The following is a 20,974-nucleotide window of genomic DNA, read 5'->3' as shown; positions in this document are numbered from 1 at the left end:
GGATGAGCGAATAGCGAACGTGGAGCAGCGCGATCCACAAAGTGGAGACGCTCAAGGTTCCGTCGCTTACTATTTGGACTACGGCGAGTTGAGTAAAAAATATGAAAAATATCTTTGAAGAAATCAATGAATTTTCTTCGGAAAAAATCGCGTTATTCAGCTTTGGGAAATTTTGCTACGTCTTTCTTAATAAAGACCCGATCTTTGTCAAGAAATTGCTTCCCCTCATCCAAACCTCTCTGGCAAATGAGAGCTTTCAGGCAGACGTAATGCGTGCTTATACGGAGGGCTGCATGAATGAAAAGGCGGCCATTCTGAAAGAATTTGAAGCCAAACGCGACCATCCAAACGCAGCCAAGTTTTATGGGCCACAGCTTGATCTAGTGGACAAGCGATTGGCTATAAAGACAATCCAGCATTTAATGGACTACTTAAATAATTATCTCAACGAGTATCCGGGATCGCTAGAAATTCTCAACAATTCCTACAAGCATATCCATGACGAAGATGGTGTTTCGTACATAAAAGAAAATTACGCAAATTATCGCATTGGCTGCATTTTTTATTCCAAGCACCAATCAATCATGGGGAGGGCTGAGATGCTGGAGCTAAAATATTCCAAGGTAGTTGAACGTGAGTACGAGAAAATTGGAATTGACATAAGAAAGGAAGATGCTCAGTTCTCTAAATATAGTCTTGTCAGCCTGAACGAGAATATTCAGATATTCAACGACAAGGATAGTCAGACAATACGCGATGAACGCATAGGGCGACACTTCTGGATAAAAGTTCCGAGGAAGCTGCTTACCTCTATCGAGGAACTCATTGAAAAAGGAATGCTGTCCGAAATAGCATTCAGGATTGATTACGTCTCCGATTATGTCCCTGCAATGGAGGAGATGGAGTTTGGCGCTCCGTTGCGATTGAAAATATCTTCCCTTCCTAGATTGTCAAAGTTCTACTCCACCGATAAATATGAGAACAATCTATGGATTCACCATGACGCAGAGAAGCTAAGTTTGACTTTTGAAGAATTGATGGAGGACTTTGAGGTGGCAGGCGACGACGTCGTAACGCAAGTCATCCATCTTGAATACAGTTCAAAAGGCGATGATTTTTTTATAACTCACTTGGATCACGAATTTATCGTATATACGTTGGATAGCTATCAAGAAAGATTGAGCAATGCCAACATCAAGGGGCATAGAAAAATAAAGACATTCAAAATAGATAACTCAATGATCCCGTTTGATATAAATATTAGCGGGGATCTTTTTCTGTTTCAGGTTCTCGATTCGTATTTAAAAAATGATGACTTGATTCGTGAATATTTTGAAAAAATTAACTGACTTTATAGTTTGAGATATTTAATTAAAACAGCGATCGGCATAGAACATGGCGCTGCTGCCCGCGATAATCATGTGATTGGGCGCTCGCGCCCACTAGCCCCAGCGCATCCTTGAGCCGCAGGCCAGTTCCTTATCGGCCTATGGCGATTCCACACTAGCATGGAGCCTCGATAGAGCAAGAGATCCGTTGCCACATGCTCGTGCTGTGGTTTGGGTGTACGGTTGGACAGATGCTGCTGTCAGGACTTCTCGCCAGGCTGCCGCTGCTCGATCTGCAACCGCGCCCGTTCGGTCGCCTGCTGCAACCGCTCCCCCAGCACCGCACGCGGCGGCAGGGTCGTCAGGTATTCGGCTACGTGGATGCCCGACTTGTCCAGCTCCAGCAACTCGATCTGCTCTGACTTCTTGCCGGTACAAAGAATGATGCCCAGCGGCGAGGCTTCCTCCGGTTCGCGTTCGTGCTTGTCGAGCCAACGCAAATAAAGCTCCATCTGCCCCTTGTATGCTGCCTTGAACTCGCCGATCTTCAACTCCACCGCCACCAGCCGCCGCAGCTTGCGGTTATAGAACAGCAGGTCCAGGTGGAAATCCTCGTCGTCGATCTGGATGCGTTTCTGCCGGGCTAGGAAAGAGAAGCCCGCGCCCAACTCCAGCAAAAAAGACTCCATTTCGCGGATGATCGCGGCTTCCAGGTCGCCTTCCTGCCAGGTATCGCGCAGGCCCAGGAAGTCGAGGATGTACGGGTCGCGCATGACCAGCGCCGGCGACATGCGCTGCGCATCGCGCATCGCCGCCAGCTCTTGCGTGATCGTCTCGTCCGGCTTCTTGGACAGCGCCGTGCGCTCGTATAGCATCGAGTCGATGCGCTCGCGTAGCGTCCGCACGCTCCAGCGTTCGGCGCTGGCCATTTGCACGTAGTAGTCCCGCTGGAGCGGGTCTTTTAGCGGCAGCAGCGCCACGAAATGCGACCAGCTCAATTGTCGTGACAGCGTCACGACAATTGGCTCGTCCGAGAAGGTGGCGGCGAACTGCACCATCCGGCGCAGGTTCTTGTCCGCGAAGCTACGTCCGTAGTCGCGGACAAGCTGCGCCGCCAGGGTCGGCAGGATTTCGTCGCCGTACCCGGCCCGCTGCCCGGCAAGCACTTCCGTATGGATGCGCTGGCCAATGCGCCAGAACAGCAATGTCAGCTCGGCATTGACCGCCGAGGCGACGCGCTGGCGCGACGCTTCGATCAGTGCCCGGATGTCGCCCAGCAGCGCGGGCGGCGCTGCTGGCGCTGAGACGGATGCCTTGCGCCGGGTCATGCGGCCACCTCCTTGGCTCCCTGCATCCCGGTGATCGTCTTACGCCGATTCGCCACCAGTTCGGCCGCCTCTCGCACCGGCTTATCCTCGGTGTGGACGTAGCGCATGAACATGACGACGGTCTTGTGCGCCGTTAGCGCCATGCCGACCTTGACCGGGATGCCCGAATTGGCAATGTCGGTCGCCGAACGGTGGCGGATGCCGTGCGTGCCCACGTGCGTAGCGCCAGCCGCCTTGAGCGCACGGCTCCAGCCACCGTAATACTCGCCCGTGGTTAGATGCTTGCCAGCGTGGCTAGGAGAAGGCAGCACATAGCGGCTACCCTCCTGCCGGGGTGCCGTCGAGAGTAGCCGATAGGCTTCCTCGCTCATGGGCTTAGACATGCCGCCTGTCTTGCTGTCAGGCCAGACGACGCGCCGGTTCTGCAAGTCAACCCAGTTCCATTCCAGCGCGATGATTTCCGAGCGGCGGCCGGCGAACTCGAACTGCAGGCGGATTCCCAAAGGGATGACGTAGTTCTCCAGCCCCTCCGACTCGATCTTGTCGAGCTGTCGGAACAGGTTGCCCATTTCTTCGTCGCTGATGAGGTGAGTCGATTTGCCGGCAGGGAACATCGGGACGTGACGGCAAGGGTTGGTACCGTCGGGCCGATAGCCCCATACCTCGGCCATGTTGAACATCTTGCGCAAGACGCTGAATACCTTGTTCGCCTCGGTCTGCTTGTACGAAAGCTTTTCCATCAGTCCGGCGATTTCAGGACGCTTCACGTCCTGAACTTTCTTGCGTCCCAGCAGCGGAATAATGTTGCGATTGATGACAGCCTGATAGCCGGCTTGGGTGCTGAGCTTGTTGCGCTTCTTGGAGTAGTCCTCCATGAACTTCGTGCATAGCTCCTTGACCGTAGGTGCCTGGCGCGCCTCCGCCTTCTCTGCGGCGGGATCTCCGCCTCGGCGGACTTGGGCCAGCCATTCCTGCGCCAGCGACCGCGCCTGTTCGACGGTCAGCTCCCCGTACAGTCCTAGCGAGGGCTTGCGGCGCTCGCCAGCGTTCGTCCGGTACTGGAGCATGAACACCTTGCGACCCGCCGGGGTAATCTTGCACAGGAAGCCGGGGACCAGCGTGTCCCGGAGTTCGACGGCCTCTGCCTGGGGTTGCGCCGCATCGACAGCGGACTTAGTGAGTTTGATCTTAGCCATGATGACTCCTTGGAAAGACCTGGATTCCAAGGGCCGGATAGGAGTCAGGCGGTCGGAAGTCAGGTCAGGTTTCGGAAAGCACCGGCATATGTTGAACTCGCTTAAGTCATTGATAAACCTGCTGTATCGGGCTGTAGCGTAGTCCAGCGAATTTCGGTGCTGGAGTCATGGTGAAATAAAAAAACCGCCCGAAGGCGGGTTCTTTATTTCCTGGCAGAAGCGGTGTAACGCGAATAGCTAGTTTTTATGCAGTTTTTACGAATAATTTAACAATCGTACCTACGCACAGACATCGCCACAAAAATCCTCGCACTTCTCCTATGCACAATAGTTACTTACAGCTGATACAGGGCATGCGCGCATGATCTCGATCAGATACTGATAAAGTTATGCGTCGACAGCGGCCCGAAGGGCAGCGAGGCCAGCGGTCCACCGACGTCCAGCGCGCCGAGGTCAATCGGGAAGAATCCGGCGACTTCCATGACACTGCGCACCTCGGCCTTTGCGGCAGCATCATCGCCAGAGTAAAACAATACGCGCTTGCCACCGGCCTTCTCCGGCTCCTTCAGCACATTGACGTCGTTATGATTGAATGCTTTGACGACCCGTGCACCAGGAACGAATTGCTGGATAATCTGGCTCGAATGCTTTCCGCCAAGATCAACCGCCTTGATCCCATATGCTGCGAGAGGATTGTTCGCGTCGTTCGCATCCGGCGACGTTGCGGGATCGAAGAACTCCACCGGGTTAGTGCCGTCGATCACGATGCGACCGCTCCACGCTGGCAGGCTACCCAGTACTTTCTCTGCATCGACCCAGCGGACCGCAATTAGTACCATGTCGGCGCTTGCGGCCTCTTCCACTGTACCGGCCTTAATAGATGGCCCCAGCTCCTCAACCAGGTCAGCAAGCGAGGTTGGTCCACGGCTGTTAGAGATGGTGGCGGATATCCCTTTTTTTGCAAGAATGCGAGCGAAGTTGGAGCCGAGAGCGCCCGAGCCAATGATGCCGATAGTCATGATTTTTCCTTTAAAATTAAATGAATCAACTGTTTGTTGAGTTGAATTTTAGGGCCTTGACGTTTATGGCGTTAGTATCAATCAGCTATGATCAGTTTCAATTATTGCTTGAAGGTGAAATCGTGGAAACTCTGGCCAATCTGGAGTCATTCGTCCGCAGTGCCGAGAGCGGTAGCTTTTCTGCTGCAGCACGCCGGCTGGGCCTGACGCCAGCAGCAGTGAGTCGGAACGTCGCGCTTCTTGAACGGAACCTTGGCGTACGACTTTTCCAGCGTAGCACCCGTGGCCTGACGCAGAGTGAAGCGGGTGAACGTTTTCGGCAATCAGTGCAGAATGGTCTCGACAGCATCCAAGGTGCAATTGCCGACATCAAGGTCAATGCCGGGCAACCGGCTGGCGTGTTGAAGTTGAGCGCGGCACCTGGATTCGGCATGGATTATCTGTTACCTCTCATGCCGGCGTTTCTCGAAAGATATCCGGGCGTAACTCCCGATTGGGTTTTCGATAGCCGTCCGCTGGACCTGATCGCAGGCGGCTTTGATGCGGCAGTCGGCGCCGGTTTTGAGCTACCGCCCGGTATGGTGGCGCGCGAATTGGCGCGAATACATTTGATTGCGGTGGTATCGCCAGCACTACTACAGGGCAAGCGCCGTCCGAAAGACCCTTCTGAACTTGCCGAGTTTCCCAGTGTGGTGATACGTTCTCCATTGACTGGTCGCATGCGGACGCAAGCCATGCGCAATAACACTGGCATCGAAGTCACGGCAAAACAGCAACCAGTAATGCTGGTCAACGATCCGGATGCACTCAGTCGCGCCGTGGTACTAGGCCTTGGCGTCGGGTTAATACCAGTTCCACACGCCGCTCCACATCTGAAAAGTGGTGCGCTGGTGCGATTACTGCCAAATTGGTATGGGGATGTCGGGGCGGTCTCGTTGTATTTCACCAGTCAGAAACTGTTGCCGGCTAAGACGCGCGCCTTTATCGATTTTGTTGTCGAGGCATTTCGTGTCCAGAATTTGCCGCAAACCTTCTCTGCTAAATAGCCCACCCTTGATATCGGGCCACTCTCGTCGGACCCAAAGCCTGGTTACGCCACGAGCTGACGCATATTGCCGATTATTCCCCGAAAGCACCCAGAAATTCCTGGAAAAATTGTTTCCAGTCCTGCCAGCGGAGAAGTACTGGGAACGGAAGGCAACATAATGACAACCTCGTTTCTAGACTCTTGAGTTCGTTTTAAAAAGTAGGCCCGCTTATTCGCGGGGCTTTTCCTTTACAATTGGAGCCAAGCATGCTTATGTTTATTGCGAGCCGGGGTCAGATCCGCTATTCGGACACGAACTGATCCATTGGCGCCGTAGACACTGGCTCAGCCGAAAAGCGGATTGGAACCACGAACGCGCGCCTGCGGCGCGCGGAGCTGCCGCGCAGCGGCAGCAGGTGGAAGATTCGTGGCGGGCTGGGCCGGTAGGCCCAGCCCTTCGAATCTCACACGCAGGGTGCCGCCCTGCTCGCTTCCGCCAGGCAATAAAAAACCGCCCGAAGGCGGTTTCTTTATTTCCTGGCGGAAGCGGTGAGATTCGAACTCACGAACAGTTTAACCCGTCGCTAGTTTTCAAGACTAGTGCCTTCAACCACTCGGCCACGCTTCCAGATGGCAGCATTATACATAAAGGTCGGTGGCTTACCAATGGCTAGCACCGTTTGCCTGACAGGAAAGAGCGGGCACGCTTGCCTTATACGCCCCAGTTTTCCCGCAGCGCGCGCTCGAACTCTCCCGCCGGCAGCGGGCGCGAGAACAGGTAGCCCTGTACTTCGTCGCAGCCTGAGCTCTTCAGGAAGGCCAGTTGCTCCGCCGTTTCCACGCCTTCCGCGATAACTTTATGGTGCAGCTGCTGGGCGATGCTGATGATGGTGCTGGCGATGGCGCAGTCGCTGGCGTCTGTCGGGATGCCGGTGGTGAACGACCGGTCGATCTTCAATGTATCGATGGGAAAGCGTTTCAAATAGGACAGGCTTGAGTAGCCGGTGCCGAAATCGTCCAGCGACAGGGCCACGCCCAGGGCCGTGATGCGGTCCATGATGCCGATCACGCGCTCGATGTTGTGCATCAGGGTGCTTTCCGTGATTTCCAGTTCCAGCCAGGCCGCTTCCAGGCCGTAGCGGGCCAGGGTCGCCGCTACCCTGGCGGGCAAGGCTGCCGTGAATTCGCGGGCGGAGACATTGACGGCCAGGCGGATCGGCGGCAGGCCGGCCAGTTTCCACGCTTGCGCCTGGGCGCAGGCCGCTTCCAGCACCCATTCGCCCACTTGCACCACCAGGCCCGTCGATTCGGCCAGGGGGATGAACTCGGCGGGCGGGATCATGCCGTGCTGCGGGTGGTGCCAGCGCACCAGGGCTTCGGCGCCGATGATCCGGCCGCTGCCCAGCGCGTATTTCGGCTGGTAGTGCAGCAGCAGTTGCTGTTCAGACAAAGCCTGGCGCAAGCCTGTTTCCAGGCGCATGCGGGCCTGCATGCCCACATTCATGTCCTGGCTGTAGAAGGCCACGCTTTCCGCTTCACCGCCGCTGTCCTGCTTGGCGCGGTACATGGCGATGTCGGCCAGGCGCAGCAGGGTTTCCGCGTCGTGCGCGTCCTGCGGATAGACGCTGATGCCGATGCTGGCGCCCACGCGCAAGTCGTGGCCTTCGATCAGGAACGGCTCCACCAGCGAGGCCAAGAGCTTTTGCGCCACCATGCTCGCTTCGAAATGCTGGCCGATGTCGAACAGGCCGACGGCGAACTCGTCGCCGCCCAGGCGCGCCACCAGGTCCTGGTCGCGCAATACCTGGCGGAAACGCAGGGAGACCTGGCGCAGCAGTTCGTCGCCGATGCGCCGGCCCAGGGTGTCGTTGATCAGTTTAAAACGGTTCAGGTCGATGAACAGCACGCAGCCGAGCATCTTGCTGCGCTGCGCCACGGAGAGGGCCTGGTCGACCAGCTTGGCCAGCAAGGTGCGGTTGGGCAGGCTGGTCAGCGGGTCGTAATAGGCCAGGTGGTGCAGCCGCTCTTCGGCCAGCTTGCGTTCCGTGATGTCGGTCAGGTAGGCGATGAGTCCGATGGGCTTGTCGTCCAGGTCTTGCAGCGGCGACAGGGACAAGCTGGCCCAGAAGATCTCGCCCGACTTCTTTCGGCGGCGCACCTCCATCAGGCGTCCTCCCTGCTCCAGGAAGGCGTCGTGGAAACCCGTGTCTTCATCGTCGTACAGGAACAGGATGTTGCGGCCCACGGCTTCCACCGAGGTGTAGCCGAACAGGCGCTCGGCGCCCTTGTTCCAGCTGGTGATGTAACCGGTCAAGTCCATCGTCAGTACGGATTCGTGCAACTGGTCGAGGATTTGCGTCTGCTGCGCCAGCAAGGCTTCGACTTGCGCGTAGGCATGAGTCGAGCGTTGCGCCAGCGAATGGACCTGCAGGACGCCGGCCGTCAACGAGGCCAGGCTGGCCAGGTGGCGGCGGTCGGCGTCGTTATACAGCGGGCGGCCGGCCACGGCGTAATGGCCGAAACAATGGCCGTCGAAACTGATTTCCTGCAGCAAGGCGGGCGTATCGCGGGGAAATGGCGCCACCGGCGCGGCGGCGTCCGTGCTGGCCGCGGGCAGGAACTGGCCAAGCGGGCTGGCCATCACGGTGCTGGCGATACGGCCCAGCTCGGCTACCAGCGCTGGGCCGCGCAAACGCACGACGGCGTCGCACAGGGCGGCGCTGTCACCAAGGAAATCCGACACCGGAAACAGGGCCATGCTAGATATTCCGGCTGACCTGGATGGCCCATTGGTAGGCCTGCAGCAGGCTGCGCCAATAGGTTTCTCCATCGATGCCGGCGCGGCGCAAGCCCTCGGGCGGCGGCGTGGCGCTTTCGACCAGCGCCAGCAAGGTGCCCAGCTCGCCATTGCGTTCGAGCAGGGCCGTGCTCACTTCGGGCGCCAGGTTCAGGGTGGCGATGATCTCTTCCATCGGCATGCCCAGCAGGACGTCGAGCAGCGAGAACACGCCCGCCATGAAGGCCAGGTCCTGCGCGTCGCGGTCGCCGCCGCGCAGCTGGCACAGCGCTTCCATCTGCGCCGCGCGCACGGCCGCCAGCGGGAGCAGCGCGTGGATCTTGCCGTCATCTTGCTGGCGCGCATACAGCAGCAGTTGCAGCCAGCGCTGCAGCTGGCGCCGGCCCAGCAGGGTGATGGCCTGGCTGAAGCTGGTAATGGGCGCCGTGAAACCGAAGGCGGCTGAATTGACCAGTTTCAATAAATGATAGCTGAGGGCCGGGTCTTGCTTGAGCGGCACTTCCAGCTCGTGCGCGTCGGCATCGCGCGCCAGCAGGCCCAGCAGAGCCAGCAGGCGCTTGCGCGACGTGGCGTCTTCCGACTCGCCTTGCTGGCGCGCATGCTGCAAGGCGTAATCGCCGGCAAACCAGCTGACGCCAAGTTCTTGCAATGCGGCAATCTGCCCCCCATCGGCGATGTTGTAGGCCAGGTGCGGCCCCGGCAAGGGCAGCAGCTGATGCAGGGCCGGGCGGGCGCCGGCCGCGTCAAAGCTCAGTGCGCGCGCGTCGACTTGCGCCGCCACCACGGGACTGGCATCGGCGCCATCGAGGAGGATGCGGTAGCCGGCGTCGCGCCATTGCCGGCATTTTTTCTGGAGTTGCTTGTCGTCGGCAAGCTGGGCCGGCAAACGGAAGATGGTGCGTTGCGGCGCCAGTTGCGCCAGCACGGCCTCGTCCACGCCATGCGGGTCGGCCAGGGGAATGATGCAATCGAGCGGCGCCAGGAAGGCATACGCATCGGCGGCGGCCAGCGCCGCCAGCAGCGGCGCCGTCGAGGCCTGCGGCACATGCAGGGTGACAGCGACCCACTCGTTATGAGCATTGGCCACTGCTTGTAATCCCACCAACGGAAACAGGTTTGATTCAGACGCTGACATCGGTATCTCAGTGTGGGTAGGGCGCCATAGTAAATAAACTGACCAGCATTGGCAACCCTGGCCCGACAGGGATGCCCTCGACAGCGAGAATCATTCTATCCGAATCTCACCCACGAAACAGTTTAATTTTGGCAATAAATTTTCAAAAAGAACATTCCCCCGCGAGACCCGCCTGTCATGCGGCTTAGGCAACAACATGGCGCGGCGCACGCAAGCTCAGGCGCTGCCGCCGTGCGCGTGCTCGACCGCGTATTTGATCAATTCGGCCTGCCCTTCGATGCCGAGCTTGCGCTTGATGTTCAGCCGATGCGTCTCCACCGTGCGCACGCTCAGGTCGAGCGCGCGGGCGATCTGCTTGTTCGCCTGGCCCGCCGCGATGTGCTGCAGCACCTGCTGCTCGCGCGTGGTGAGGAAGGAATCGTGGACTTGCGGACGAGATAGCTGCCGCGCCAGGGCGGCGCTGTAATAAATGCCGCCGGACATCACCGTTTCGATGGCGAAGACGATGTCCTTGCCGGGCGCATCCTTGAGGACGTAGCCGCGCGCGCCGGCGGCGATGGCTTGCGACACATATTCGAGCTTGTCGTGCATGGACAGGATCAGCACGGCGATCTGCGGAAACGCCTGCTTGAACAGGGCCGTCGCTTCGATGCCGTTCGTGCCGCGCATATTAATATCCATCAACACGAGATCCACCTGGTGCGCGCGCGCCTGATTCAATGCTTCATCGGCGCCGCCCGCCTCGGCCACCACGTCGAAATGCGCCACCGCTTCCAGGCGCGCCCGCAAGCCGTCGCGCACGAGGGGGTGGTCGTCCACCAGCAGTATCTTGATCGTGTCCGTCATGGTTTTCTATTTTAATGTGTGGAAGAAAGCTCGAGCCGCGCCAGCACCACGGTGCCGGCCGGAGACGAGGTGATGCGCAGGCTGCCGCCGATGGCTTCCATGCGTTCCGTCATGTTGCGCAGGCCGATGCCGCGCTGCGGATGCAGGGCGATACCGTCGAAATCGAAGCCGCCGCCATTATCCCCGATGCGCAATTCCACGGCCTTGCCCGCCTCGTGCAAGCTCACTTCCACGCCGCGGGCGTGGGCATGGCGCTCGCAATTGGTCAGCGCTTCCTGGGCAATGCGGAACAGCACGGTATTCACCATATCGGGCAAGCCCTCGCCCGCCGCCGCCGGACTGGCCGTGAAACTGGCTTGCGCGCTGCTGCTGTCATTAAATTCATGCACGAGGTGGTCGAGCGCGGCGGCCAGGCCCAGGTCATCCAGAATGGCCGGGCGCAGATTGTGCGAAATGCGCCGCACCTCGCCCAGCACCTTGTTCAGCTGCTCGGCGGCCCGCTCGAAGGTGGCCGGCGCCTTGTCTTTCTGCTCGGCATTGCCGGCCAGGCGCGCGATGCCCGCCTCGATCTGCAGCTTGATCGACACGAGCCACTGGCTGATGCCGTCATGCAAGTCGCGAGACAGCCGCGCCCGCTCCTCCTCCTGCGACTCGACCACCCTCTGCGCCAGCACTTTCAGCTTGGCGTCGGCCACGCGCAATTCGCGCAAGTTCAGTACCAATCCGCAGGCGGCCACCAGTAGGGAGCCGAGGATGGCAATGGCGGCGATCAGCTCCATGGTCGAGCGGATGTTGCGCGACTGCTGGGCGTCGACCTTGGCCAGCGCCTGGTCCACGTCGTCCATGTAGATGCCCGTGCCCATCATCCAGCCCCATTCCGGCATCAGGATCACATAACCGAGCTTGGGCGCGGACTTGTTGGTCGACGGCTTGATCCAGTTGTAGCGCTCGAAACCGCCGCCGCTCCTGGCCCGCTGCATCAGGCGCTGGATGGTCAGATTGCCTTCGGCGTCGCGCAACTGCCACAGGTTCTGCCCCACCAGTTCAGGCTGGCGCGGATGCATCAGCGACTTGCCCTGCAAATCATAGATAAAGAAATAGCCGTCGTCGCCATAGCTGAGGGCGGACAGGATGCGCTTGGCCTCCTCTTGCGTGGCGTCATCCTTGCGCCCCGACTGGTACAGCGAGGCGATGGAATGGCTGGCCAGGGTCACGTAATGCTTGAGTTCGGCTTCCTTGCTGGCCAGATACGCTTGCTGGATGGTGGCGCGCTGCTGCTCGGCCAGGGTAATCGCCTGGTGCCGCACGGCAAACGCGATCGCGCACAGGGCGAGGATGAGCGGCGTGAGGGCCAGGAAGATCACTTTCTGTCTGAGTTTCATGGCCTGGCGCTCCGGCGGCGTCGATGCTGGTGGGAATGCGTGATTTTACGTCGGGGCGCGGCGATCAGTCTGCGTAGTAATACTGAGCGTTACTGCGTAGTGCTGCGCTTGCATCGATTATACGATTCCTGAATACTCGCCATAAGCTGCAGATACACCCGATTCATACCCAAACTGGCGACGACCAGGCTCGGCAGCACACATCATCGCACGGCACAGCGCCCGTCACATCTCTGGAGGAAGCATGAACCGCATTTTCAAACAGCTCGGCTGGGCAGCGCTTGCGCTGGCAGGCGCCGGGTCCCTGGGCGTCGTCGCCCTGCAACGTGGCGAACCGATCAGCGCGATCTGGATCGTCATCGCCGCCGTCTGCGTCTATCTGATCGCCTACCGTTTCTACAGCCTGTTCATCGCCGACAAGGTGCTGAGCCTGGACCCGCGCCGCATGACGCCGGCGTTCAAGCACAACGATGGCCTCGACCACGTGCCGACCAACAAATATGTGCTGTTCGGCCACCATTTCGCAGCGATTGCCGGCGCCGGTCCCCTCGTCGGCCCCGTGCTGGCCGCGCAGATGGGCTATCTGCCCGGCATGCTGTGGATTTTGGCTGGCGTCGTGTTTGCGGGCGCCGTGCAGGATTTCATCGTGCTGTTCATTTCCATGCGCCGTGACGGCCGCTCGCTGGGCGACCTGATCAAGGCTGAACTGGGCGAGATTCCCGGCATGATTGCGCTCTTGGGCTGCTTCATGATCATGGTCATCATCCTGGCCGTGCTGGCATTGATCGTCGTCAAGGCGCTGACCGGCTCCCCATGGGGCAGCTTCACCGTGATGGCGACGATCCCCATCGCCCTGTTCATGGGCGTGTATTCGCGCTTCATCCGCGTGGGCCGCATCGGCGAAATTTCCATCATCGGCTTCGTCCTGCTGATGCTGGCCATCATCGGCGGCCAGTACGTGCAGGAACACGCCGTTCTGGGCCCGATGTTCACGTTCACGGGAACGGAACTGACGTGGATGCTGATCGGCTACGGCTTCATCGCCTCGGTCCTGCCCGTGTGGCTGCTGCTGGCGCCGCGCGACTATCTGTCTACTTTTCTGAAAATCGGCACCATCCTGGGCCTGGCCATCGGCATCATCGTCGTCGCTCCTTACCTGAAAATGCCGGCCATGACCAAGTTCATCGACGGCTCCGGCCCCGTCTGGTCGGGCAATCTGTTCCCCTTCCTGTTCATCACGATCGCCTGCGGCGCCGTCTCTGGCTTCCACGCCCTGATTTCCTCGGGCACCACGCCGAAGATGATTGAAAACGAAAGCCACGCCCGCTTCATCGGCTATGGCGCCATGCTGATGGAATCGTTCGTTGCCATCATGGCCCTGGTGGCCGCCTCGACCATCGAGCCGGGCATCTATTTCGCCATGAACAGCCCGGCCGCCCTGATCGGCACCACGGCCGAGTCGGCCGCACAGGCAATCTCGCAATGGGGCTTCTATGTGACGCCGGACATGCTGACGCAAACGGCCAAGGACGTTGGCGAGCACAGCATCATCTCGCGCGCGGGCGGCGCACCGACCCTGGCCGTCGGCATGGCGCAGATCCTGTCCGGCGCCATCGGCGGCAAGGCCATGATGGCCTTCTGGTACCACTTCGCCATCCTGTTCGAAGCGCTGTTCATCCTGACGGCAGTCGATGCGGGCACGCGTGCCGGCCGCTTCATGCTGCAAGACTTGCTGGGCAGCTTCGTGCCAGCGCTGAAACAGACGGAAAACGTCATCGCCAACCTGCTGGCGACGGGCCTGTGCGTGGCGGCCTGGGGCTACTTCCTGTACCAGGGCGTCGTCGATCCATTGGGCGGCATCAACACCCTGTGGCCGCTGTTCGGCATCGCCAACCAGATGCTGGCGGCCATCGCGCTGATCCTCGGCACCTGCGTGCTGTTCAAGATGAAACGTGGCCAGTATGCATGGGTCACCATCACGCCGACGATCTGGCTGCTGCTGTGCACCTTGACGGCGGGCTGGCAAAAGATTTTCGACGCCAACCCGCGCGTCGGCTTCCTCGCGCACGCCAAGAAATACTCGGCGGCACTCGATGAAGGCACCCTGCTGGCACCGGCCAAGTCGGTGGCGCAGATGCAGCAGATCATCTTCAACGATTACCTGGACGCCGGCCTGGCCGCCTTCTTCGTGGTGGTCGTCGTCAGCGTGCTGTTCTTCGGCATCCGCACCATCATGAAGGCGCGCGCCGACAGCCGTCCAAGCACCAAGGAAACGCCGTTCCAGGCCTTGCCCACGGTGCAATGATGATAGCCGATATCATCAAGGCTGGACGGTATCTGGGGCAAAGCATGCGGCTCATGTGCGGCTTGCCCGAGTACGACACCTATGTGGCCCACCGGGAAGTGACCCATCCCGGCGAGCCGATGATGACGTATGAAGAGTTCTTCCGCGAACGGCAGGAAGCCCGTTACGGCGGCGCCGGTAAGCGTGGTGGTTGTTGCTAATACCGGGCCAGCACCGGGGTCAGACCCGCCGGGTCTGACCCCAGCTTCTCAGGGGTTTAACCGTGTAAGCCCCAAAGCAAATACTGGGGTCAGACCCGAAGGGTCCGACCCCGGCCATATTTAGTTCCCCTCCCCCTCTCCTCCCTTAGACCCACATCAATATCATGGTGTGTCTTCGCGTCTATATTTTTCCAATAGGAAATTAAAAAACAGTCAACAGGCCGACCGGAGAAGCGCCGCCACCATGTTCAATTTCCAACGCTCCAGCATCAGCCAGAAGCTGACCATGATTTCGGTACTGTCGTCGGGCTGCGCGCTGCTGCTGGTGTTCGTGGCGTTTGCGCTAACGTCCGTGCTCAGCCACAAGGACGATGAAGGCAAGCAATTGCTGTCCATGGCGGGCGTGATCGGTGCGGCCGGCGCGGCGCCCCTGCTGGCGGGGAAATCGGCACAGCCGCAGGCGGAACAGGTGCTGGCCGCGCTGGCCGCGCGCGACGAGGTCGCCCAGGCGGCCCTGTTCGACCGGAACGGGCGCCTGTTCGCCCTGTACCGCGCGCCGCAGCATGCGGATGGCCTGGCAGCGCCGGAAGACCTGGACCCGGCCCTGCTGGCCGGCATGGCCGATCAGCCCGTCACGCAGGGCACGGGCACGGCCCTGGCGCCCGCCATGCGTCTGTACCGTCCCGTCTACCGGCCAGGCGAGCCGCAACAGCTGATCGGCGCCGTGCTGATCGAGGCCGACCTGAACCACATGTGGCGCGACATCGGCCGCCACGTGGGCGCCATCGGCGGCGCCACCGTGCTGTCCTTCCTGATCGCCGTGTTCCTCGCGCGGCGCTTCAAGAGCGTGATCGCCGAACCCATCACCAAGCTGATCGATACGGCGCAAAAAGTCTCGAGCAGCCAGACCTACAGCCACCGCATCGCACACCAGCGCAGCGACGAGCTGGGCGTGCTGATCGACAGTTTCAACGACATGCTGGCGCAGATCGACAGCCGCGACAGCACCCTGGCCAATTACCGCGACCAGCTCGAACGCCAGGTGGGCGTGCGCACGGCGCAGCTGGAAAAGGCCAAGGATGCGGCCGAGGCGGCCAGCCAGGCGAAAAGCGCGTTTCTTGCCACCATGAGTCATGAAATCCGCACGCCGATGAATGGCGTGCTGGGCATGACGGAGCTGCTGCTGGCCAGCCCTTTGAGCCCGCAGCAGCGCCATTACACGAGCATGGTGCAGCGCTCGGGACAGAATTTGCTGGTGATCATCAACGACATCCTCGACTTTTCCAAGATCGAGGCAGGCAAGCTGAGCGTGGAATACATCCGCTTCAATTTCCGCGAATTGCTCGACGACATAGAACACGTGTTCGCGCCGCAGGCGCAAGCGAAAAACATCAGCCTGGAATTCGACATCGCGTTTGACATTCCGATCGCCATCTGCGGCGACCCGAACCGTTTGCGCCAGATCATCGTCAATCTGCTGGGCAATGCCATCAAGTTTACGGAAACGGGCAAGGTCACCGTGAAAGTGACCGTCTGCAGCGAAGACGCGCCCAGCGTGGGCTTGCGCTTCGAGGTGCACGACACGGGCATCGGCGTATCGAACGAGGCGCAGAGCCGCATCTTCGAATCGTTTTCGCAGGCGGACGGCTCGACCACGCGCAAGCACGGCGGCACGGGCCTGGGGCTGACAATCTCGAAGCAGCTGGTGGAGCTGATGGGCGGCACTATCGGCGTCGATAATGCTTTAACGCAAGGATCGATCTTCTGGTTCGAAGTAAATTTCGATAAGCGGCGGGTCGACAGCGACGACCCGTCCTTCAACCTGAAAACCACGCGAGGATTACGCGCCTTGATCGTCGACCACACACCGGCCACGCGCGCCGTGCTGGAGCGGCAACTGGCCAGCTGGCACATCGTCAGCGACAGCGCCGGCACGGCCAGCGACTGCCTGGCCAAGCTGCACGCGGCCGCCCAGGCGGGCACGCCGTATGGCGTGGCCCTGCTCGACATGGAATTGCCGCGCACCAGCGGCCTGGCCCTGGCCGCCACCATCAAGAGCGACCCGCTGCTGGCCGACCTCAAGCTTCTGCTGCTGAGCACGGAACCGGCGGCGGCCGACCCGGTGCAGCGGCGCGAAGCGGGCGTGGCCTTCCAGCTGATCAAGCCGGCCCGCGAATGCGACCTGTTCGACTGCATCGTCACGCCGCCGCGCGCCAGCGAGGGCATGCGCATCCATCCACCGCACACGGGGCGCCATGCCGTACGCCACCCCGGCCGGCGCCAGCGCCGCCGCGTGCTGCTGGCCGAGGACAATCCCGTCAACGTGGAAGTGGCGCTGGCCATGCTCGACAGCCTGGGCCTGGACGTGGTCTGCGCGCGCAATGGCGAGGAAGCCTTGCAGGCGGCGCAGGCCGAGGACTTCGATCTGATCCTGATGGATTGCCAGATGCCCGTGATGGATGGCTTTGCCGCCACGGAGGAAATCCGCCGCCACGAACAGCAGTGCGGCCACGCGCGCGTGCTGCCCATCGTCGCCATCACGGCCAATGCGCTGCAGGGCGACCGCGAAGCGTGCCTGGCGGCCGGCATGGACGATTACCTGAGCAAACCGTTCACGCAGCAGGACCTGGGCCACACGATCGCGCGCTGGATCACCCTGCCGCGCGCAGCCACCGTGCACCACAGCGAAGCGCCGGAGCTGCTGACGCCACCAGCGGCGCCGCCCCCCACGCCCGAAGCCGCGCCCGAGACCGCGTCCGACGGCCAGCCGCTGAACCGGCAGGCGCTGGAAAACATCCGCGCCCTGTCTGGCACCGACGGCGATGCGTTGCTCGAGCGCGTCATCCTCGCCTTTGCCGGCGAGACGCCGCGCCAGTTGACGGCCATGCGCGAGGCGATTGCCGGCGCGGATGCGGAAGCACTGCGCAAGGCGGCGCACAGCCTGAAGTCAAGCAGCGCCAACGTGGGCGCCGACGGCCTGGCGCAGCTGTGCAAGGAAATGGAAAAACTGGGCCGCGCCGGCAGCACCGAGGGCGCAGCTGCCCTGCTGCGGCAGATGCGGCAAGCGTTCCTGACCGTACGCGAATCGCTGAACGCCATCCTCGTGAAGGAACACTGACATGACAGCGCCCCTTTCCCCTCCCCGCGGCCTGGTGCTGGTGGCCGACGACGATCCCGTGATGCGCCTGCTGATGCGGCAAATGCTCACGCAGGTGGGCCTGGACGTGATCGAAGCCGAAGACGGCGTGCAGGCGCTGGCCAGCTACAAGCACAGCGGCCCGGACCTCGTCATGCTCGACGTCGACATGCCGGCCATGGACGGCTTTGCCGTATGCCGCGAAATCCGCCACCAGGAAGTGGGCGGCACGGTGCCCATCATCATGGTCACGGGCGGCGACGAGCTGGAAGCCGTCACGCGCGCCTACGAGGTGGGCGCCACCGACTTCATTTCCAAGCCCATCAACTGGCCCATCCTCGGACACCGCGTACTGTACGTGCTGCGCGCCAGCGACGCCATCGCCCGCCTGCGCATCGCCGACGCGCACAACCGCGCCGTGCTGGCCGCCATCCCCGACACTTTCTTTCGTCTCAACCGCGAAGGCTTTTATCTCGACTACGAACAGGGACACGACGCCAGCGCCGGCTTTTCCCTCAGCGACTGCGTGGGCAGCCATATCCGCGACGTGCTGCCGCCCGAGATCGCCGCGCGCCTGCTCGACCAGGCGCACGCCGTGCTGGCCACGCAGCACATCGGCTCGGTCGACTACACGCTCACGCACGAAGACAGCACGCGCCATTTCGAAGCACGCCTGGTGGCGACGGGGGCCGATGAAGTGCTGGGCCTGGTGCGCGACATCAGCGAGCGCAAGCGTACGGAAGAGCAGATCCGCCGCCTCGCCTATTGCGACAGCCTGACGGGCATTCCCAACCGGCAAGCGTTCCTGGAAACCCTGGAGCGCGAACTGGTGCGCTCGAAAGAGCACGACAAGAAATTCGCCGTGCTGTTCATGGACCTCGACGCCTTCAAGCGCATCAACGACACCCTGGGCCACGACGTGGGCGACCATTTGCTCAAGGTCGTGTCCGAGCGCCTGCGCGAAACCATCCGCCCCAGCGACCTGGTACTGCGTGCCGAGCACGACTTTGAAGCCACTTTCCGCAGCAGCAACCTGGCGCGCCTGGGCGGCGACGAATTCACGATATTGATACCCGACCTGGAGCGCGTGGAAGACGCCCTGAACGTGGCGCACCGTGTAAAAGAAGCCATGCGCCGGCCATTCATGATCGAGGCGCACGAGATTTTCGTCACGGCCAGCATCGGCATTTCGCTGTATCCGGAAGACGGCGAGGATTGCAATTCGTTGCTCAAATATGCGGACACGGCCATGTACCACGCGAAGAACTGCGGCAAGAACAACGCCAAGCTGTACAGCTCTTCGCTGACGATGGAAATCATGAGCCACGTCAAAATGGAAGTGGGCTTGAGGAAAGCCTTGCAGAACAACGAGCTGTACTTGCTGTACCAGCCGCAGATCGACGTGCCCAGCACGCAGATCGTCGGCGTGGAAGCGCTGGTGCGGTGGCGCCATCCGGAACGGGGCATCATCTCGCCCACGGAATTCATCCCGCTGGCCGAAGAGACGGGGCTGATCGTGCCCATCGGCGAATGGGTGCTGCGCACGGCGTGCAACCAGGCCAAGGCGTGGCAAAACGGTAGCGGGCGCGCCATCCGCATGGCCGTCAACCTGTCGGCCAAGCAATTCAAGGATGAAAACCTGATGCAGATCGTGCTCTCGGCCCTGGCCGACACGGGCCTCGATGCGCGCCTGCTGGAACTGGAATTGACGGAAGGTACCTTGATGGACGATGCGCGCGCCACCATGGCGACCCTGGAGCAATTGCGCGGCATCGGCGTGTACCTGTCGATCGACGACTTCGGCACGGGCTATTCGTCAATGAATTATCTGAAACGCTTCGACGTGCGGGCATTAAAAATCGACAAGAGCTTTATCGCCGGCTTGCCGCAGGATGCGGAAAACGCGGCCATCACGCGCGCCATCATCGCCATGGCGCATGGCTTGAAGATGGTGGTGGTGGCCGAAGGCGTGGAAACGGACGAGCAGCTGGTGATGCTGGAAGAATACGGCTGCGACATGGTGCAAGGCTATTTCCTGGGCCACCCGTCGCCGCACGACACGATCACGGCCATGCTGGCCAGGCAGGCGAAGCAGCTGGCCAGCGTGGAAACTAGAGCACTTCGAAGGCAAGGATTTGCGTGACTTGCTGCGGATTAAAATTGTCGTCGGAAATCAATACGAGGCTGCGGCGGCCGTTTTCCAGACGCGGCCCCCAGCTGATGCCTTCGATATTGTCGATTCTTTTGAGACCGGTCTTTTCCAGGTCCAGCAACAGGCGCTTGCGCGCCGGCACGTAAGCCGCGCCCGCCAGGGCCGGCATGGCCTGCACATCAGTGGCGCCCTCCGTTTCCATTTCGTAGATGCGCACGTGGTTCGTGTAGACGCCGGCCGCGTTTTCCACGCCGGCCCGCTCCACCACCAGCAACTGGTGATCGTTGACGGAGAGAATTTCCGACACGCCATTGTCCGCCTCGCGCCCCGGTGCGGGCCGCGACGCGATGGGTTCGATAGCATACGCGTACTGGCCCAGCACGGTGCCCGCGCGGTCCAGGCGCGTGATGCGCACGACGGAGCCATGGTCGGGCGTGGCCAGCGGGCCATCCTGGTACAGGGCCGCTTCCATGCCCAGCCACAAACTCTTGCCATCGCTGGCAAACGACAGCGCTTCAAAACTCATGTTGTTGCGCGATCCCGTTGCTTCCTGCGAGACCTTGAACATGGCAGGCGTGGGCAAGGTGGCCAGGTAGTGGCCGCCGCTGTCGGCATGGCGCACGAACGGGTGCAGGCCCACCTTGCGGTTGCCTTCGCTGCCGTACCACAGGCTGCCGTCCTGCGGATCGACGCGGATAGTTTCGATGTCGGGTACCTGCTCGCCCTGCTCCAGCTTGGCATGCGCCAGATTCGGATAGCGGCTGCCGTCGGGTTGCGTGAAGAAATGCACGCTGTTCAAGGTCACACTGGTAAACGCCTTGCTGTCGTAATTCAAGGTAGCACGGTAGAAACGGGCCGGATTGATTTCCGAGCGGTCATCGCTTTCCATCACCCAGCTCTTGTTGGCCGCATCGTAATCGATGCCGGACAAGCCGCCTACGGTGGTGCCCTCGAACGCCTGCCTGAGCGCGATGCGCTGCTCACCGATCAGGCGCAAGCCTGCAACCGGTGCGTCATGGGGGAAGCTGGCGCAGGCGGAGAGGAGGATGGCGGTGGACGCCAGGGCAAGCGCAGTGCGGAAAGGTCGGTGCATGACAGGTATCAGTGAGTTGCGTAGGTCGGC

At 60.9% G+C, this 20,974-nt stretch carries 14 protein-coding genes and 1 tRNA gene; 6 read left to right on the top strand and 9 right to left on the bottom strand.

All coding sequences use genetic code 11. The features are described from left to right. Positions 1 to 101: 101 nt before the first annotated feature. Positions 102 to 1,349, top strand: a complete 1,248-nt coding sequence (locus tag CLU90_RS26635) for a hypothetical protein (protein ID WP_004883036.1) — start codon at positions 102 to 104, stop codon at positions 1,347 to 1,349. Between the two features lie 239 nt (positions 1,350 to 1,588). Here CLU90_RS26635 and CLU90_RS26630 read toward each other — a convergent pair whose 3' ends face one another. The 3 genes from CLU90_RS26630 to CLU90_RS26620 all read right to left on the bottom strand — a co-directional run bounded on the left by CLU90_RS26630 (position 1,589) and on the right by CLU90_RS26620 (position 4,871). Beyond that, complete coding sequence (locus CLU90_RS26630) at positions 1,589 to 2,656, bottom strand: PDDEXK nuclease domain-containing protein (RefSeq protein ID WP_004883035.1); 1,068 nt, start codon at positions 2,654 to 2,656, stop codon at positions 1,589 to 1,591. Then, complete coding sequence (locus tag CLU90_RS26625) at positions 2,653 to 3,852, bottom strand: tyrosine-type recombinase/integrase (RefSeq protein ID WP_004883034.1); 1,200 nt, start codon at positions 3,850 to 3,852, stop codon at positions 2,653 to 2,655. Before CLU90_RS26625 ends, CLU90_RS26630 begins: the two co-directional genes overlap by 4 nt. A 371-nt stretch (positions 3,853 to 4,223) precedes the next feature. Beyond that, on the bottom strand, positions 4,224 to 4,871 hold the full coding sequence (locus CLU90_RS26620; protein ID WP_100429252.1) for an NADPH-dependent F420 reductase: 648 nt from the start codon (positions 4,869 to 4,871) through the stop codon (positions 4,224 to 4,226). A 122-nt stretch (positions 4,872 to 4,993) separates the two neighbouring features. On the opposite strand from CLU90_RS26620, the gene CLU90_RS26615 reads away from it, so the two are divergent. Continuing rightward, the gene (locus CLU90_RS26615; protein WP_100429574.1) at positions 4,994 to 5,917 is read left to right on the top strand and encodes a LysR family transcriptional regulator; all 924 of its coding nucleotides are present in this window, start codon (positions 4,994 to 4,996) and stop codon (positions 5,915 to 5,917) included. 519 nt (positions 5,918 to 6,436) lie between these two features. Here the strand turns inward: CLU90_RS26615 and CLU90_RS26610 are convergent. From CLU90_RS26610 to CLU90_RS26590, 5 genes are all read right to left on the bottom strand, one after another. Next, a tRNA-Ser gene (locus CLU90_RS26610) sits at positions 6,437 to 6,526 on the bottom strand. An 84-nt stretch (positions 6,527 to 6,610) separates the two neighbouring features. Next, positions 6,611 to 8,656: a putative bifunctional diguanylate cyclase/phosphodiesterase gene (locus tag CLU90_RS26605; RefSeq protein ID WP_100429251.1), complete on the bottom strand. Its 2,046-nt coding sequence runs from the start codon at positions 8,654 to 8,656 to the stop codon at positions 6,611 to 6,613. 1 nt (position 8,657) lies between these two features. Further along, entirely contained in the window at positions 8,658 to 9,782 is a 1,125-nt protein-coding gene (locus tag CLU90_RS26600; RefSeq protein ID WP_332870876.1) for an EAL and HDOD domain-containing protein, read from the bottom strand. A 264-nt stretch (positions 9,783 to 10,046) separates the two neighbouring features. Then, positions 10,047 to 10,676: a response regulator transcription factor gene (locus CLU90_RS26595; protein ID WP_092717934.1), complete on the bottom strand. Its 630-nt coding sequence runs from the start codon at positions 10,674 to 10,676 to the stop codon at positions 10,047 to 10,049. An 11-nt stretch (positions 10,677 to 10,687) separates the two neighbouring features. Continuing rightward, positions 10,688 to 12,058 carry a cache domain-containing protein gene (locus tag CLU90_RS26590; RefSeq protein WP_100429249.1) on the bottom strand — a complete coding sequence of 457 codons (1,371 nt, stop codon included), beginning with the start codon at positions 12,056 to 12,058 and terminating at the stop codon, positions 10,688 to 10,690. Between the two features lie 244 nt (positions 12,059 to 12,302). Here CLU90_RS26590 and CLU90_RS26585 point away from each other — a divergent pair, with 244 nt between their 5' ends. The 4 genes from CLU90_RS26585 to CLU90_RS26570 all read left to right on the top strand — a co-directional run bounded on the left by CLU90_RS26585 (position 12,303) and on the right by CLU90_RS26570 (position 19,842). Beyond that, positions 12,303 to 14,363 carry a carbon starvation CstA family protein gene (locus CLU90_RS26585; RefSeq protein WP_092717928.1) on the top strand — a complete coding sequence of 687 codons (2,061 nt, stop codon included), beginning with the start codon at positions 12,303 to 12,305 and terminating at the stop codon, positions 14,361 to 14,363. Beyond that, positions 14,363 to 14,563 (top strand): YbdD/YjiX family protein, encoded by a 201-nt coding sequence (locus CLU90_RS26580; RefSeq protein ID WP_092718220.1) that lies wholly within the window; start codon positions 14,363 to 14,365, stop codon positions 14,561 to 14,563. The genes CLU90_RS26585 and CLU90_RS26580 overlap by 1 nt, the downstream gene beginning before the upstream one ends. A 244-nt stretch (positions 14,564 to 14,807) precedes the next feature. Continuing rightward, positions 14,808 to 17,681, top strand: a complete 2,874-nt coding sequence (locus CLU90_RS26575) for a hybrid sensor histidine kinase/response regulator (protein ID WP_100429248.1) — start codon at positions 14,808 to 14,810, stop codon at positions 17,679 to 17,681. Position 17,682: 1 nt separating this feature from the next. After that, positions 17,683 to 19,842: a putative bifunctional diguanylate cyclase/phosphodiesterase gene (locus CLU90_RS26570; protein WP_100429247.1), complete on the top strand. Its 2,160-nt coding sequence runs from the start codon at positions 17,683 to 17,685 to the stop codon at positions 19,840 to 19,842. Here the strand turns inward: CLU90_RS26570 and CLU90_RS26565 are convergent. Further along, positions 19,811 to 20,944, bottom strand: a complete 1,134-nt coding sequence (locus tag CLU90_RS26565; protein WP_100429246.1) for an esterase-like activity of phytase family protein — start codon at positions 20,942 to 20,944, stop codon at positions 19,811 to 19,813. The genes CLU90_RS26570 and CLU90_RS26565 overlap by 32 nt on opposite strands. Positions 20,945 to 20,974 lie beyond the last annotated feature (30 nt).

The sequence above is a fragment of the Janthinobacterium sp. 67 genome (assembly GCF_002797895.1).
Taxonomy (GTDB): Bacteria; Pseudomonadota; Gammaproteobacteria; order Burkholderiales; family Burkholderiaceae_D; genus Janthinobacterium.
Note: the sequence above shows the minus strand (reverse complement) of the source record. Positions and strands in the feature narration are given on the sequence as shown.